At 57.9% G+C, this 15,375-nt stretch carries 11 protein-coding genes; 4 read left to right on the forward strand and 7 right to left on the reverse strand.

Going from position 1 to position 15,375, the window contains the following annotated elements; genetic code table 11:
- Genes RSQ48_RS14200 through RSQ48_RS14215 form a run of 4 tightly spaced genes read right to left on the reverse strand, consistent with a single transcriptional unit; the run spans window position 1 to window position 4,554 of the window.
- On the reverse strand, window positions 1-567 hold the full coding sequence (locus RSQ48_RS14200) for a cysteine dioxygenase (protein ID WP_415301919.1): 567 nt from the start codon (window positions 565-567) through the stop codon (window positions 1-3).
- A gap of 55 nt (window positions 568-622) precedes the next feature.
- Window positions 623-1,375: an enoyl-CoA hydratase/isomerase family protein gene (locus tag RSQ48_RS14205; RefSeq protein WP_003801770.1), complete on the reverse strand. Its 753-nt coding sequence runs from the start codon at window positions 1,373-1,375 to the stop codon at window positions 623-625.
- A gap of 43 nt (window positions 1,376-1,418) precedes the next feature.
- The gene (locus RSQ48_RS14210) at window positions 1,419-3,521 is read right to left on the reverse strand and encodes an acetate--CoA ligase family protein (RefSeq protein WP_415301920.1); all 2,103 of its coding nucleotides are present in this window, start codon (window positions 3,519-3,521) and stop codon (window positions 1,419-1,421) included.
- 34 nt (window positions 3,522-3,555) lie between these two features.
- On the reverse strand, window positions 3,556-4,554 hold the full coding sequence (locus RSQ48_RS14215; RefSeq protein ID WP_336580063.1) for a tripartite tricarboxylate transporter substrate binding protein: 999 nt from the start codon (window positions 4,552-4,554) through the stop codon (window positions 3,556-3,558).
- Window positions 4,555-4,894: 340 nt separating this feature from the next.
- On the opposite strand from RSQ48_RS14215, the gene RSQ48_RS14220 reads away from it, so the two are divergent.
- From RSQ48_RS14220 to RSQ48_RS14230, 3 genes are read left to right on the forward strand one after another with little or no spacing between them, the layout of a single operon-like run.
- Window positions 4,895-5,881, forward strand: coding sequence for an MDR family oxidoreductase (locus tag RSQ48_RS14220; protein ID WP_003801775.1), 987 nt, complete (start codon window positions 4,895-4,897; stop codon window positions 5,879-5,881).
- A 47-nt stretch (window positions 5,882-5,928) separates the two neighbouring features.
- A complete protein-coding gene (locus tag RSQ48_RS14225; RefSeq protein ID WP_003801777.1) occupies window positions 5,929-7,080 on the forward strand; it encodes a CaiB/BaiF CoA transferase family protein in 1,152 nt (383 codons plus the stop codon).
- Entirely contained in the window at window positions 7,077-7,829 is a 753-nt protein-coding gene (locus RSQ48_RS14230; protein WP_003801781.1) for an enoyl-CoA hydratase/isomerase family protein, read from the forward strand. The genes RSQ48_RS14225 and RSQ48_RS14230 overlap by 4 nt, the downstream gene beginning before the upstream one ends.
- Window positions 7,830-7,941: 112 nt before the next feature.
- On the opposite strand, the gene RSQ48_RS14235 is transcribed toward RSQ48_RS14230, so the two are convergent.
- Window positions 7,942-8,691 carry an IclR family transcriptional regulator gene (locus tag RSQ48_RS14235; protein WP_415301921.1) on the reverse strand — a complete coding sequence of 250 codons (750 nt, stop codon included), beginning with the start codon at window positions 8,689-8,691 and terminating at the stop codon, window positions 7,942-7,944.
- 429 nt (window positions 8,692-9,120) lie between these two features.
- Here RSQ48_RS14235 and RSQ48_RS14240 point away from each other — a divergent pair, with 429 nt between their 5' ends.
- Window positions 9,121-9,648, forward strand: coding sequence for a DUF2478 domain-containing protein (locus tag RSQ48_RS14240; protein WP_051010430.1), 528 nt, complete (start codon window positions 9,121-9,123; stop codon window positions 9,646-9,648).
- Between the two features lie 122 nt (window positions 9,649-9,770).
- On the opposite strand, the gene RSQ48_RS14245 is transcribed toward RSQ48_RS14240, so the two are convergent.
- The gene (locus RSQ48_RS14245) at window positions 9,771-13,097 is read right to left on the reverse strand and encodes an autotransporter domain-containing protein (protein WP_415301922.1); all 3,327 of its coding nucleotides are present in this window, start codon (window positions 13,095-13,097) and stop codon (window positions 9,771-9,773) included.
- A 187-nt stretch (window positions 13,098-13,284) separates the two neighbouring features.
- A complete protein-coding gene (locus RSQ48_RS14250; RefSeq protein WP_301605985.1) occupies window positions 13,285-15,243 on the reverse strand; it encodes an alkyl/aryl-sulfatase in 1,959 nt (652 codons plus the stop codon).
- Window positions 15,244-15,375 lie beyond the last annotated feature (132 nt).

Genomic DNA, 15,375 nt, shown 5'->3' on the forward strand with positions numbered 1-15,375 from the left:
TCAGACCACTGCAGCCCGGTTGGCATACCCGGAGACGAACTCCTTGGCCTGCCCGGTCTGCGGATCAAACACATGGCGGCGTACCTTGCCGATATCCGCGCCATAAACGTGAATGCTGATGGACACCTGGTCGTCATAGACATTGGAGACCTCGTGTATATCGCCCACCGTGGGTGACACCACTTCCACCACGCCCGGCTCCAGAATCTGCGTATCTTCTTCTGTCATCTGGCCGGTCTGAGGATCACGGTCAAAAGGCCGGGATCGTTCGGCACCACGCAACATGCCAATCAAGCCCCACACAGTATGGTCGTGGATGGGCGTTTTCTGGCCGGGGCCCCACACAAAACTGACCACGGAAAAGCGCTCCTGTGGACAGCAATACAGCAAGTACTGTTGATAGAACTGTGGATGGGGCTGGGTGTATTCGGGGGCCAGCCAATCGTCCTGGGCCACCAGTTCGCCCAGCAGGACGCGGCCCTCACGCAAGATATCCTCCTCGCCGACGGCGGGGCGGGCGGTCAATTCATTCATCCCTTGGATAAAGCGCTCAAAACGGGGGTGCATAAGGGGATGTCTCCATAGTTGCCTGGGCCTTGCGGCCCAATTCGTGAATCAGTTCTTATTTGTTCAGATACACCGGGGCACGTTTTTCCTTGAACGCGTTCATCCCTTCCTTGGCATCATAACTATCCTCGATCGCCTTCAGTTGGCGCATGGTGCGCGCCATTTGCTCGGACGGCCCCCGAGTCAGCACCTCATTATTGATAAAGCGTTTGAGGGTCTGCAAAACACGGGGCGACATCTTGGCCAGATCCTGAGCCATGCGCACGGCTGCCTGAACTTGCTCACCGACCGGCACCACCTCATTGGCAAAACCCAGATCATAAGCACGACGGGCTTCCAAGGTACGGCACAACAGAATCACTTCCATGGCGGCATGATGCGGAATGCGCGAGGCCAGGCCGGAGATAATGCCGCCCGTAAAGCCCAGCTTGGCTTCCGGGTAGGAGAACTTGGCGCTCTCGGAGGCCACCAACAAATCCGTCATCATCGCCATCACCAGGGCCCCACCCACGCACCAGCCACTGACAGCCGCAATAATGGGCTTGTCGGTTTCAAAGCCTACCGTGGGGATGGCACGCCACAACTCGGGCCACTCATTAATATCGGCACCGGCAGAAAAAGCGTCATTACCTGCCCCGGTCAGCACGGCTACACGACGTGTGGGGTCCTCATCAAAAACCAAAAACGCCTGCTGCAGCTCCTTGACCACCGTGGCGCTCAAGGCATTGCGGCGATCAGGGCGATTGATCGTAAAGATGGACACACCGTCATCGTGGTTTTCGACAAGAATGCACTGATAATCCGACATGGTTTACTCCTCCTGGGTATTGTTAAAAGAATCGATCTTGGTTTTATGCGCCTATGGACAGGCGGGCATCGACGGCGTGACAACGGGTGGCCGCCACGATCAATGGGTTGATATCCAGTTCAAACTCGGTGTCGCGCAGGTCGTGAGCCAGGAAGCTGACACGCACAATCGCATCGAGCACCCCGGCCCGATCCAGCATGCGCCCCCGGTATCCCTGCAACAGCTTGTCGATCATCAAAGTAGACAAGAGTCGATCCGCATCAGCCAGAGTCAAAGGAGCGGCGGCAATCACCCGATCCGAGAGCATTTCCACCAAAATGCCGCCCGCCCCAAACACCACCACCGGGCCAAACTGCGCATCCTGACGTGCTCCGATCAACAGCTCCACATCGCCTTTGGCCATGGCCTGCACCAAAACACCTTCCAGACGGGCATCCGCCTTATAGGCTTTGGCATTCGCGTAGAGCCGGGCAAAATCCCGTCGCAAGCCAGCCTCGTCGGCCACATCCAGCGCCACCCCGCCCGCTTCGGTTTTATGAACAATGTCGGGAGAGACAATCTTCATCACCACCGGGTAACCCATCTGCTCGGCCTGCGCCACGGCCTGTTCCACGTCCTCACATACCTGGCCCAGATTCACCGGCAAGCCGTAATGCGCCAGCAATCGTTTGGACTGATCTTCATTAAGAACACCACGCGGCATCACACTAGGAGCCTGGCAGGCACTGGGGCGCATCGCTACCTGACGCGGCACGAACTTCCCATGTCGTTTCCAGGCTGACAAGGCCAGGGCCGCTTCCAGACTGGAGCTGGCATACGCATGGCCGTGCTGGGCCAGCTTCTGCCGCAAAGGCTCGGATGTTGCACCCGCATCAAACGCCACCATGACGGGCTTGGCCCAGTGCGGTTCGGGATGGATGATTTTTTCAATCAGAGCCGCCATCCATTCCTGCGGACACATGGAGGCCGTAATCAATACCGCATCGCTTTGCTGATCCTGCATCAGGGCATCCAAAGTGGCGCGGGCCACTTCGGTGCAATCCTGGGTCAGACGGGCGCCCAGATCCACCGGGTTATCCGCCTGCCCGGCCGGGTAGTGGACAGCCAAGGCATGCTGGGTAGAAGCAGAAAAGCCGGACAGCTCCACGCCCTGCTCTGCCAAGGCATCTGCGGCCAGGGCTCCGCCGCCGCCCGAGGGCGTCACAATCGCAACTTTGGAAATCGTGTTGCTGGTAAAGCGCACCATGCTGTTTGCCAACAGAAGCATGGCTCCCATATCGTCCATCAGGCTGATGCCTTCATCGCGGCAGACACTGGCAAACACATCATGGTCCCCGGCGACACTGGCGGTATGCGAAAAGGCGGCTGCCTTGCCCGCACTGGAGCGCCCGGCCTTGACGGCCAGCCAGGGCTTGCCCGCGGCCTGCGCCCGGCGAGCCGTACGGCGCAAGGCCTGTGCATCCTTGATGCCTTCGATATAGGTACAGATCACCTGCGTCTTGGGATCATCAATCAAGAAATCCACAAAGTCGCACAAGTCCAGATCTGCCTGGTTACCTACCGAGAAGCCATAGGTAAAGCCGCCGCCCATCGCCCATGCACGATCAAAGTAGGTGGTCATCAAGGCACCGCTTTGACTGACAAAACCAATCGGACGCTCGGGCAGGCTATCCCTGTCCAGCACCGGCGACGAACACAACACCAGCTTGCGGCCGGGGCTGATCATGCCCAGGCAGTTGGGTCCGATCAGACGCATGCCCGACTCCCGGCAAATGCGCAGCAGCGCCTGCTCGCGCTCCAGCCCGCGCTCACCTGCATCAGCAAAGCCCGCCGAGATCACCAGCAGACCACGCACTCCCATTTGAGCCGCCATCTGCGCCTGCTCCAGAACGGTATCGGCCCCCACCGTAAACACGGCCAGATCCGGGGCGCTGTCCAGCGCAGCCAGACCGGGCACAGCGGGCAAACCAAACAGACTGCTGCGACTGGGATTGATGGGCAGGACCTTGCCGCCATACCCGTGCTTGAGCAGCATGCGAAACAGTCGCCCGCCAAACTTGGACTGATCTTCCGAGGCGCCGACCAAAGCTATGGATGCCGGGTCCAGCAAAGCGTCCAGCGTGCTGGCGCAAGTGACGGTTTCCATCACGTTTGTCTCCTGTTGGTGGTTCTGTGAGCGTTTAGTTATCGCTCATCTTGATAGTCTTGAGCAGCTCGCTGTAATAAGCCCGGCTCTTTTCCAGATCCTTCGCATAGGCATCGCCATCTTTCCAGCTGGCGCTGACACTGATACGGTGGAAGCGTTCCTGCGTTTGCGGTTCGGCCAGAATTTCTTCGGTGGCCTTGGCCAGCTTGTTCATGACATCGTCAGGTGTGCCTGCCGGTACAGCCAGTCCCCAGAACCCCTCAAAAGGCAAGGCCAGATCAAAGCCCGCTTCCTGAGGAGTGGGCACGTCCGGCAGTTCTGGATGACGCACGCTGGCGTACGTCACCAAGGCTTTGGCCTTGCCACTTTTCACCAGCTCCAGCCCCACCCCATCGATAAAGAAGTCAATGTGATTGCCCATGAGGGCCGTCATGGTATCTGCCGAGCCCTTGAAGGGGACGTGCAGCAGGTCCAGCTTCTGGGCATTTTCCAGAATCTCTCCTGCCAAGTGGCCTCCAGACGCAATACCGGCCGAGCCATAGGTCAGGGTGCCGGGCTCTTTGCGCGCCAGTTCCACAAACTCTTTCAGGTTGGAGACGGGCAGGTCATTGCGTACCGTCATGATGGGAAGATAGCCAGCCAGACTGCCGACAAACTCAAAACCGTTTACCGGGTCATAAGGCACATCGCGTATATAGGGCAACACGGTAAAGGCCGTGCTGGTCGCCAGCAACAAGGTATAGCCATCAGGTTTGGCGCGCCCCACCATCGACGTCCCCAGCGAAGTGGTGCCGCCGGGTCGGTTCTCAATAACGACAGGCACGCCCAGCTTGACGCGCAGGCGGTCGGCAAATACTCGCGCCAGGTTGTCACTGTTGCCGCCGGGGGGATAAGGAACCACAAAGGTCACTTCACGGCTGGGGTAGGCGTCAGCCGCACTGGCCGCCGGTACAGAAAAACTGCTGACTGCAGCCAGCCCCGAGACCAGCAAAGTACGTAGCAACCCGGTGGGCGAAAAAAAAGAACTGGACATGATCCTTGCCTCCTGTGTGAGGGAGCAACCCTCTTTTGTTCCAATATATAGAACGCTGTTCTTGTTTTTGATATTAAAAATGCCGCGTAAACGGCTTGAATACAACAGACAGCAACAACACAAGCAACTGAGGACAACGGCTCAAATATAGGGAGATTTGATTTCAAGTGTCAACTATTAATCCCCCTCGGGATTTCCCCAGTCTCTTGATCCTGGTGCTTTAGGCTTGACCGCAACGCGCTTCTGGATAAAATGAAAATACTGCTTTTTTTATGTCATTTTGAAGAACGCTGTTCCAAATATCAGAACACAACTCTTAACTGATCGAAGGAATTCATTCATGTTCTCTGCCATTGTCATCGACAAAACCGACGACCAATACAAAGCCAGCCTGCAATCCCTGGACGAGTCCGCCCTGCCCGAAGGCCAGGTCACGGTTCGCATCGACTACTCCACCCTGAACTTCAAAGACGGTTTGGCCATGACGGGCAAATCGCCGGTAGTGCGTCAGTTCCCCATGGTGCCCGGCATCGACTTCGCCGGTACCGTCACTGACAGCAGCGACCCGAATTTCAAGCCCGGCCAGAAGGTAGTGCTTAACGGCTGGGGCCTGGGTGAAGTGCATTGGGGTGGCCTGGCCCAGCAGGCACGCGTCAAGGGCGATTGGCTGATCCCCCTGCCCGAAGCCTTCTCCACCCAGCAAGCCATGATGATTGGTACCGCGGGCTACACCGCCGCCCTGTGCGTACGTGCCTTGCAGCGCCAGGGCGTCACGCCCGACAAGGGCCCGATTCTGGTTACGGGAGCCGCGGGTGGCGTAGGCAGTGTCAGCGTAGCCCTGCTCCATGCCCTGGGCTACACCGTGATGGCCAGCACGGGCCGCCCTCAAGAAGAAAGCTATCTGAAGGCGCTGGGCGCCAGCGAAATTGTGGACCGCAACACCTTGAGCGAACCCGGCAAGCCGCTCGGCAAAGAACGCTGGGCCGGTGCCATCGACAGCGTGGGCAGCCACACCCTGGCCAATGTGTGCGCGGGCACGCAGTACTTGGGCGCCGTGGCCGCTTGTGGTCTGGCTCAAGGCATGGACTTCCCTGCTTCCGTGGCCCCCTTCATTCTGCGCGGCGTGCAGTTGATTGGTGTGGATAGCGTGCATTGCCCCAAACCCGAGCGTTTGGCGGCTTGGGACTTGCTGGCCAAGCATTTGTCTATTGAAGCCCTGGAGCGCATCGGTGCCAGCACCATCACGCTTTCCCAAGCCATTGATCAGGCCGGTCAGCTACTGGAAGGCAAGGTACGCGGCCGCATCGTGGTTGATGTCAACGCTTAAGGCCGGGTCGGCCCCCCCCTTTACCTGTCACGCTCTGGAGCTGATTCATGGATACGACATTGCCCCTGAACGGGGTTCGGATACTGGAATTTTGCAATGTGGCCGCTGGCCCATACTGCGGTATGTTATTGGCCGATATGGGGGCCGACGTCATCAAGATCGAGCACCCCAAAGGGGGTGACACCTTGCGAAGCTGGCCACCCATCAACCAGGGCTATAGCGAGAACTTTGCTTCGCTAAACCGCAACAAGCGTTCAGTAACGCTGGATCTGAAAAACCCCGATGATGTGGCCAAGGCACGCCAGCTGGTACTGGATGCCGACGTCTTGCTGGAGAACAACCGGCCCGGCGTCATGCAGCGTTTAGGGCTGGATTATGAAAGCCTGAAGGCCCTGAATCCCAGGCTGCTGTATTGCTCGATTTCGGCCTACGGGCAAAGCGGTCCGCGCTCGCAGGAAGGCGGCTTTGACCTGACCATCCAGGCCATGAGCGGCGTGATGAGCGTAACGGGCGAAGCCGGCGGCGCCCCGGTCAAGTGTGGTGTGCCGCTGGCAGACTTTGCTGCCGGTTTATATGCCGCTTTTGCCATCAGCGCCGCCCTGCCGCAAGCACGCGCCACCGGTCAGGGCGCGCATATCGACGTCCCCATGCTGGGTACTACGCTGGCCATCGCTGCGCTGCAAACCTCGGAATATTTTGGCAGCGGCCGCGATCCGGACAAGCTGGGCTCCGCTCACCCACGCAATGCTCCCTATCAGGCATTCCAGTGCAAAGGCGGTTACTTCGCCATGGCAGCGGGCAACGATGCACTATGGCGATCTGTCTGTCAGGTCGTTGAACGCCCTGATCTGACCGAGGACGAGCGTTTTACCAGCACCACCTTGCGCGCCAAACATCAAGATGCCTTGCGTGAACTGCTGGAAGCCATTTTTGCGCAACACGACTCCGAACACTGGCTGGCTCAATTCCGTGCCCAGGGCGTACCGTGCAGCCCCATCAACCGCTATTCCGACGTCTTGCGCGACCCGCAAGTCGAGCACATGCAATGGGTGCAAAACATCCGCCTGCCGGGTACGGATACCGAAACCCGCACCTTTGTCTCGCCCCTGCGTATCAATGGGGTGGGCTTGCCCGTCCGTCTGGCACCACCCGCGCTGGGCGAGCACAACGACAGCATCCTGCACGGAGTCACCCCATGACCGCGCGGTACGGCAGCAGCAGCCCCAGCCTGAACGTGGACTGCCAGGATAAAGTCTGGACCCTGACACTGAACCGGCCTGACAAGCGCAATGCCTTGTCAGCCGAGCTGGTAGAAGCCTTGATCGCGGCCGTGCAGGCCGCAGAACAGGCCCAGGCCGATTTATTGATTCTGCGCGGGGAAGGCCGCAACTTCAGTGCGGGTTTTGACTTCAGCGACTACGAGCAGCAAAGCGAAGGGGATCTGGTACTGCGATTTATCCGCATCGAAACCCTTCTGCAGCTGCTGGCTCACACACCATGCGCCACCTTGGCCCTGGCGCATGGGCAAAACTTTGGGGCAGGCGTGGATTTGATTGCGGTCTGCCGTCAACGCGTCGCCAGCGCGGATGCTCGCTTTCGCATGCCTGGACTGCAATTTGGCCTGGCACTGGGAACCGGCAGACTGGCGGCCTTGATTGGCGGCCAGCAGGCTCATCAGCTCCTGGCAGGCAGCCAGGTGTTTGATGCTGCCAAAGCAGAGCAACTGGGTTTTATTGAAGGGATACAAGAGCCTGACACATGGCCTGCTGTCATCGAGCAAGCGCAACAGACAGCAGGCTTGCTGGACGCAACCAGTCGCGCCTATCTGCATCAGTTAACCGGCTGCCCACAACAGGTTGATCGGGATATGGCGGCCTTGGTGCGCTCTGCGTCCGCACCCGGTATCAAACAAAGAATTGCGGCCTTCAGGCAGGCCGCGACGTCTTGAGTTCTTTGGTTTGAATTGAACTGTCCCAGAAAACCGGGGCAAGCTCCAAACTGTGACAACCGCTCAAAGCCGGGCTGCTTCATCCAGCCCGGAACCTATCCGCTACAGCGGTTTAGCGACCGCTATACCCTAATCGGCGCGAGATCTGCGCGGCGGCCGTCACCAGTGTTTTACCGGCCTGCACCAAGCGGGCCTCCTCCAGCCGTTCCGCAGGCCCGGAAATCCCCAAAGCCGCCACCACCATTCCACGGCTATCGTAAATAGGCGCGGCCGCGCCCACGACCTGTTCACGCCATTCGCCACGATTGAGTGCAAACCCTTGCTCGCGCACCTGCTCCAGCTCGCGACGCAGATCACCAAACTTGACCAGGCTACGGGGGGTATAGGGCTTGAGGCGGTTCTTGAGAAGATTGAGCGTGTCTTCACTGGCCCAGGCCAGCAGAGCCTTGCCCGTGGCCACGCACTGCGCAGGCGAGCGTCCGCCCACGGTGGTGTAGGCTCGCACCGGCTGCGGACTGTCCATCTTTTCGATATACAGCACCTCTACCCCATCGAGCAGCGAGAGGTGGACGGTTTCCTGAGTCTGCTCGGCCAGCTCTTTCATGAAGGGCAAGGCCTCCATCCGCACATCCAGCCGGTTGGCCAGGCCCGAGCCCAGCTCCCAGAGCTTCATGGTCAGCTCATAGCGTCCGGTGTCTTCGTTCTTGCGCGCAAAGCCTTGATGAACCAGCGCCTGCAGCAAACGATGCACATTGCTTTTATTGAGCATCAGTTGATTGGCCAGCTCGGTCACGCCCGAGCCTCGTTCGTGCTTGGCCAGGGCTTCCAGGAGCACCAGGCCCTTAACAAAAGTCTTGTCCAATCGAATATCCCATCCATCACTAAAAGTGCATGAATTGTCTCATGGAACCGGACTTCTGCCTGTGAGAGTGGGGGAACTGACTCAAAAACAAAACAGACTGCTCGACCTTTGCCTGTTCATCTAAAGCATTGCACCTGGCACGCGCCTGTCCGCAGGATTGAGGGCTGGCTGGCGGACTATTATCCCACTCTCTCTCCCCTGACAGATTGACCTGCAAGATGGCAAACGTGTCGGTGGGCTGACAGGTTGCAGCCTGTCACGCGAGAAGCCCGGGGTATCAATTACACATGGACGCCCTCTGCGTGCCCTCAAAATAGGCCAAGCATCACCCAAAACACAATCTCACTTGCCGCTTCCCAGCCTTTGCCGAAAGCGTGTAAAAAGAGTCTTTATGCCATGAATCAAAAAGCAGACCGGAGCTCAACCCTGATGGACACCCCTTCTACGCCCGTTGCCCTTGCCGCCATCGTACATGCGGGCAAAGGCAGTGCTGATGCCCTGCTGCTGGAATTCATACAGGCGCTGCGCGCTCAACATTACCGTGTCTACGGCCTGGTGCAAGGCCCCGCCATCCAGAAGGGAGATCACAGCCTGCGCACCGTGCAGGATCTGGACAAAGGCACTCTCTACCCCATCACTCAGAATCTGGGAACCGAATCCAGCGCCTGTCGCCTGGATATTGGCGCCTTGCTGCACGCCAGCGAAGTGCTACGACAGGCGCTGGACAGTCATGCCGATCTGGTGATTGTGAATCGTTTTGGAATTATGGAAGCCGATGGTCAAGGTTTTAACGACGAAATCCTGGCCTTGATCGATAAAGGCTACCCGGTACTGACTGTTGTGTCTCATACCTACCTGCCTGCATGGCGCGCGTTCACAGGGGGCCTGGCGGTGGAACTGGAGCCCGAGCATCAGGCGCTGTGGAACTGGTTCGAGAGCAGCCGTCAGGCCGCCTGAACCGGACGCCTGACCGGACTACGTTGAGCGAGCTTGCCTGACTGCCGGAGTCGCTCCGCCAGCCAGGCAAGCTGACGGGACACACACAGACAGCAAGCGTTCAAAATGACGACTAACAAGGCCTAGAACGCCCAGTTCAGCGACACATTGCCCGAAATATCCGCCCGGCTATTGCCCAGTAAACGGGTTCCCGCCGACACCCCCACACGCAAACGCTCCGAGCTTTGCAGCGTCAATCCTGCGCGCAAGGCCAGCGCATGACTGTCGACCCGCGCATAGCGACCATCAAAACCCGTCTGGGGTGAGGCTTCAAACCGTGCGTACTGCGTCTGCTTGCGGCCTAACAAAGCCTGCTCCCAGGACGCGGACACTTCGGCCTGCAAACGACGACCCTGTTTCAGCTCCCAAGCCTGGCTGACCGCCAGACCCAGCGAGGCTTGCAAGGACTGGGCACGGGTCGAATCCAGCTGCAAGCGGCTGCCTGCATCGCCTTGCTCACTGAAACCGGGACGGCTGTAACGCAGGTAATCCAGAGCCAGAACGGGACCTATGCTGCCAGCCTCGCCCAAGGGCCAGTTATAGGCTGTCTGGATGCCCGCTGCAAAGGTGTGACCGGTCCAGTCGGACTTGGGGTTCGCTTGATAATCAGAAAACGCGATGCGTCGGTTCAGCTTGCCCTGCTCCAAACCCACACGGACTTGCGCCAGACCTTGCCAACCCTCGCGAGCATCGGCACGATACAAGGCATGGACGCCGGCGCCCAAACCCGTCAGCGTGCTCTTGCCCTGATAAGGGGCATCTATATTCAAACTCTGCTCATTGGCAGTTGCATGAGCCCCCAGGCTCCAATCGCTGCCAGCAGCGCGATGCTCCGCGCCGAACACCACCCCGTAAGTCTGACTGCGATGGTCGACCTCATTAGCAGTTAACTGCCAGTGGTAACGGCCCCCAAAAGGCTGAATAAAGGTTTGCCATCCATCCTTGCCCAGACCAGGTCGCTGACGCAGTTGCTCGGACACCAGTTGCTCTCTGCGCAAGCTGGCAGCCAATTGCGCCCCGTACGCGCCGGCACTGAGCTGATTGAGTGCGTCACCGATCTGGCTGCCATCCGCGCTGGAAAAGTCTAGCGCCTGGTAGACAGACGCCAAGGGACGCTGATTGTCAGTAGAAGCCTGCTCCAGACTGCGGCCCACGGCCCCTGCATTAGGATTGCCTGCATAGGGCGAGTAAGCCGCCGCGTCACGGCTAACCGACCAACCGCCGTTATTGACCTGAACACGCAGGCTGGGCGAGTTCAGGCTGGCTGTCAGCAGATCAAATCCACCCTGAGTCTGTGTGGCCTGAAAGACCGTGTTCTGGCTCAGGGACCAACCATCGGCATACCAGTCCGGCTGCAACTGCACTTTCAGTTCACCAGCCAGTTGAGCCAGCCCCTGCACCTCGATCCGATCATGCTGACGCGTGTCCGCTTCAATCAACACCCGGCCTTCGGGGGCCTGAATGAAATCGCCTTGAATCGTCATCTGACCAAATGAATTACCCGGACTCAAGGTACCGTGGTTACTGAAGTTGCCTTCCGGATTGATGACGTAACTGCTGTTGCCGCTGAGCGTGGCGCCTGCATCCACACGCAGACCATGCAATTGATGCTGGCCATTGAGCGAGCTTTCCCCGCCCGCAATCACGACGGCCAGATTATCGACACCCTGAATATTACCCTCGTAGCGCAGACGGAAATCAGGATCGGCCTGCCTCGTGGCGCGCCCTTGATCATCGGCTTTCTGCCCAAAATTCACATGGGTAACAAACAGCTCGCCATTGCTTTGGCGAGTGGAATAGTCAGACAGGATATCGCCCTGAATCCGGGCCCCCTGCAGGACATTGATATTTTCAACCTGTGCATTGTCGGAAATCTGAATGGCCGCTTTCCTGCCCGACAACAGGCCGGACAGGTGGTAGTCCTTGATCAGCGCGCCCTGCAAAGCCAAGGGTAATTCCTCGGCGGCAACCAGGGTGCCCCGGAAATTCACCAACCAGGAGCCACGATAGTCACCTCCCTCAATACCATCTGCAAAACTGCCCATGGCGTTATGACCGAAGTCAAACAGCGCGGCAACGCCGTCCTCTCCCTCAGCGCGTACTTCGCCCCGCTGCACAATCGTGTGTTCGCGACCATAGCTGAACTGCAGGCCGCGGCCATACCAGCCTTGCGCGTGAATACGGGTACTTTCGGGAATGATGAGTGTGTTTTCGCTGCCATCCACGCGCACACCGACTCCGCCGGGACCGGCACTTAACAAATCAGCCGCCTGGGTCAGGGTGTTGCGCTCCCCATAAATATGCAACCCCACGCCTTGAGTAGCCTGGTTGTATTGGCCCGGCAGATAAGCCGTCCCTTCGCTGTTTCGAGCAAAAAAACCATTTTTGCTCGTCAATGTGAGCCCATCGCCGTAGACAGAATAGCCATAGAAATTACGTCGGTCGATCTTCAAGCCCATATCCTGCAAGGATGCCAGCTCCGCTTCCATCATCGTGGTGTAATTGCGATAAGACTGGTGGCTCATCAAGCTGTTGCGCAGCTCTGAATGCGCCATATAATCCGTATCCACCCCGAATGGCTGCGTATTTACATAGCCCAAAATCCGCACCGGTATGCCGGGCATGGCGCCGTCCATGACTTCCTGCACATGCTGGCCCGTGAAATAGCCCTGGTCCTTGCGCAAGTCAAACGCGTCTGGGTCGTAAGCGTTATTGCACATCGAGCACAGCACCGCCTGTCCGGGCCGGGCCGCATTGCCATTGTCATCGCGCAAACCCTGCGCCCATGACGTCAAAACCGGACGGATGTACGGCGTATCCGACCCTAGTCCCCAGGCGTCCACGGCCACACCAATCATTCCCATCGTATGGCCAAACTCATGGAACATGACAGCCGCATAATCTGCCTGGGCATTCAGGGGAAGTTGGCTGGGCCGAAGCGCAGCGGTATCAAAATCGATGGTTCCCACCACAACCTCGGCAAGAGGGTGCTTAAGTTGATCGCTGTCCAGCTTATTGAGTAAGGCAGCCTGAGGCAGAAGCAGGTAAAGCGAGCCTGCGGAGTCTGGGTCAGGCGTCACCGTGGTCCCCGCCCGAGCATCCTGACCGCCTACTGTGCCAATATTGATAATGGCGGGCACATGCCCCGGCTTCAAAGAGACGATTTCTGCCCAGCGACTTAAGGCGCCTCGAATTTTCGCATGCGCATTATCGTCCAGATCAAAAACGGATCGTGGCCCATTGACCGGATCATCGATAGAGTAGGAGCCATCCTGCGTACCGTAAATGCGTAGTTCAAATACAGCCTCCCCTTTCTTGTTATGGATCGTTTCAGACTGATAGGCTTGAGCGCTCACCGACGCTGCCAGCAAGACACCAGCACTGAACAGGGATTTCAAGGTCGCGGACATAAACAAAGGTTCCTGGCTTGAGTGTGGCACAAGGCGTCCCTGGCCATAAACCCACCACAGACCGCCCTCGAGCCAGCACCTTAATGCAAATAATGCACAGAAAACGTTTAATCCATACCCGCCAAAGACCCTTGTCGTCGCATCGCAACAAACACTCGGTCAAGCCACGCGGTCCTGAGCACCGTCCTCAAGGCGTCACGATGTTGAACCACAAGCCAGGCTCCTCAAACAGACCTCCAAATTCCTGAAACTTACGGCCCAGACCTTGAAGCTTGGCGCGATCCGTTTTCATGGCCGTTTTCCAGTCCAGCATCTTGCCTTGAATCAGCTTGAAATCCGCCAGACTGACTGACATGGTGGCTTGAGCCGGCAAACCGGGGCGCGTACTGTAATTAAGCACCGAATTGCCAATGCTGACGGTATACGTCGTGTCCATATCCACAAAATGAAAAGCAACAGTCAGCTCCTTGTCTTTGACCTTCTCGTCGTCCAGACGCACGGCCATCAAGTCAAACATCATCTCTGGGGTCAGGGCAGCGAGCAGATCGGCATTATTGTTGGGAGGCACAGGTAGATCCGGCGCACCCTTGCGCAGCTCCAGGGCCCCTTGCAGATAGATGGACCGCCACGGCCCGGACTCGGCCTGATAACCCAGTTGCTCGTAGCTATTGGCCAGCAATTGGCGTGCTTCTGCATCTTTCGCATCGGCAAAGACCAAATGCTTCACCACCATGGCAACCCATCTATACTCACCGCGATCAAAGTCTTCATTTGCTTTTTGCAGGAGCCGATCACGCCCTATGTATTCCACATACTTCGCCCCTGCTGCCGTTGGTGGCAAGACATCCAGACTGGAGGGATTGCCGTCGTACCAGCCCATGTAGTACTGATACACCGCCCGTGCATTGTGTTTAAGTGAGCCGTAATAACCGCGCGTTGCCCAGTCTTTCTGCAAAGACTCGGGCAGCTCGATCAGCTCGGCAATTTCTTCGCCGGTATAGCCCTTGTTCATCAGGTTCACACTGCGATCGTGAATGTACTTGTACAAATCACGCTGCTTGACAAGGTAATCGTGGACCTGCTCCTTGCCCCACACAGGCCAGTGGTGCGCCTGAAACTTCACCTCCGTGCTGTCGCCAAACAGGTCAATGGTTTCATTGATGTAGTTGGCCCATTGCCTGGCATCCCGCACCTGTGTACCGCGCAAGGACAGAATATTGTGCATGGTGTTGGTCGTGTTCTCGGCCATCCACATGGCTTTGAATTGTGGCAGATAGGTATTCATCTCTACCGGAGCTTCAGTGCCCGGTGTCAGTTGCATGACCATTTCAACGCCATCAACCACCAGTGTTTCACCGGATCTTGATATCGAACGCGTCGGTGCAATCAAGGAGACCGAACCCAGCGGATTGGTCATGCCCAGCCCCGAGCCTACGCTATGCTCCGGGCCGCGCGGCAAGAAGGCCCCATACATATAAGTCGCACGACGCTTCATGGCATTGCCTGCAATCACCCCCTCGCTGATGGCATGCTCCACAAAACCTTCTGGCGCAATGATCTGCACCTGTCCTGAGTCCACCGCAGCCTGATCCACCAGTCCCTTGACTCCGGCGTAATGGTCTATGTGGGAATGACTGTAAATAATCGCCTTGATAGGGGCGGCCTGCACATGTTTTTGCAACAAGGCATACGCAGCAGCGGCCGTTTCGGTAGAAGTACCCACATCAAACACAATCCAGCCGCTTGTGCCGCGTACAAAGGTGATGTTGGACAAGTCATAGCCGCGCACCTGATAAATATTGTCCGTCACCTTGTACACACCATCGAGCAAATTCAACTGCGACATGCGCCACAAACCGGGATGCACCGTGCTGGGAGCAACGCTATCTGGCTTGATAAAGGCCTTGTAAGAATCCAGATCCCACACCACATTGCCGTTCACGCCTTTGATCTGCAGGCTGGGCTCGCGATAAATCAAACCGCGCTGGGCGTTCTTGAAGTCCTGGGTATCATCAAACGGGAGTGTTTTCATCCATTGAGCATGGCGCTCCTGAGTTGCCTGCGTGGCAGGCGCGGCCTGTGCCTGAACCAAACCCGCACTGACTACTGCCGCCAGCATGACTGTTCTTATTGCTGCATGTGCCATGGCACGCTCCTCCTGATGGGCTTTTTCAACAAGCGTCTCATTCTGCGAGCAAAGCGGACCCGATAGCCCAAACGGCGACTTTGCCACAGTGGCCCGCTTTAAATGCTTTTTCAACGCCGCCTTCCTACCTTC

The organism is Alcaligenes sp. SJTW-7, from assembly GCF_047716895.1.
Classification (GTDB): Bacteria; Pseudomonadota; Gammaproteobacteria; order Burkholderiales; family Burkholderiaceae_B; genus Alcaligenes; species Alcaligenes ammonioxydans.

Coding starts and splice junctions, on each gene's coding strand:
- RSQ48_RS14210 (WP_415301920.1), bottom strand. CDS start 3,521: ATGGAAACCGTCACTTGCGCCAGCACGCTGGACGCTTTGCTGGACCCG.
- RSQ48_RS14220 (WP_003801775.1), top strand. CDS start 4,895: ATGTTCTCTGCCATTGTCATCGACAAAACCGACGACCAATACAAAGCC.
- RSQ48_RS14250 (WP_301605985.1), bottom strand. CDS start 15,243: ATGGCACATGCAGCAATAAGAACAGTCATGCTGGCGGCAGTAGTCAGT.
- RSQ48_RS14245 (WP_415301922.1), bottom strand. CDS start 13,097: ATGTCCGCGACCTTGAAATCCCTGTTCAGTGCTGGTGTCTTGCTGGCA.
- RSQ48_RS14240 (WP_051010430.1), top strand. CDS start 9,121: ATGGACACCCCTTCTACGCCCGTTGCCCTTGCCGCCATCGTACATGCG.
- RSQ48_RS14205 (WP_003801770.1), bottom strand. CDS start 1,375: ATGTCGGATTATCAGTGCATTCTTGTCGAAAACCACGATGACGGTGTG.
- RSQ48_RS14230 (WP_003801781.1), top strand. CDS start 7,077: ATGACCGCGCGGTACGGCAGCAGCAGCCCCAGCCTGAACGTGGACTGC.
- RSQ48_RS14200 (WP_415301919.1), bottom strand. CDS start 567: ATGCACCCCCGTTTTGAGCGCTTTATCCAAGGGATGAATGAATTGACC.
- RSQ48_RS14225 (WP_003801777.1), top strand. CDS start 5,929: ATGGATACGACATTGCCCCTGAACGGGGTTCGGATACTGGAATTTTGC.
- RSQ48_RS14215 (WP_336580063.1), bottom strand. CDS start 4,554: ATGTCCAGTTCTTTTTTTTCGCCCACCGGGTTGCTACGTACTTTGCTG.